The following is a 383-nucleotide window of genomic DNA, read 5'->3' as shown; positions in this document are numbered from 1 at the left end:
GATAATTTGTCTTTGCATTTTTATCGTACTCTTTTTCAGCCTTGGAAACAGGGTTATTTGGCGCAAAAAATATTTTGGCCCCCGCCTTTGAGCTAGAAACGACTTTTTTGTCAATTCCGCCGATATCGCCAACACTTCCGTCAGCATTCATTGTCCCGGTTCCCGCAACTTTTTGCCCTTGTCGCAAATTAAAACCCGTCACTTGCTGATATATCGCTAAAGTCATCATCAAACCCGCTGAAGGCCCTCCGATTCCTTCCATATCTGCGGAAACCTTGATTGGCGACGAAACCTCAGTTCTGTCAGCTAACGTAATCCCGATTCCTGCTCGATTAACGCTGTCTAACATGATCGTTTGGCCTTTTGCCTGCTTAGACTTTCCG

Annotated in this window: 1 protein-coding gene; it reads right to left on the bottom strand. The window is 45.4% G+C overall.

Translation table 11 applies throughout. The annotated features are described in order from the left end of the window. Positions 1 to 262: S16 family serine protease (locus KJQ97_RS09710; protein WP_284454214.1), on the bottom strand; the 262-nt coding region annotated here is incomplete at its 3' end. Positions 263 to 383 lie beyond the last annotated feature (121 nt).

Origin of the sequence: Campylobacter sp. 2018MI01, from assembly GCF_018501205.1 — a bacterium.
In the GTDB taxonomy this organism is placed as follows: Bacteria; Campylobacterota; Campylobacteria; order Campylobacterales; family Campylobacteraceae; genus Campylobacter_E.
The sequence above is the reverse complement of the archived record's forward strand: the minus strand, read 5'-3'. Positions and strand labels throughout refer to the sequence as shown.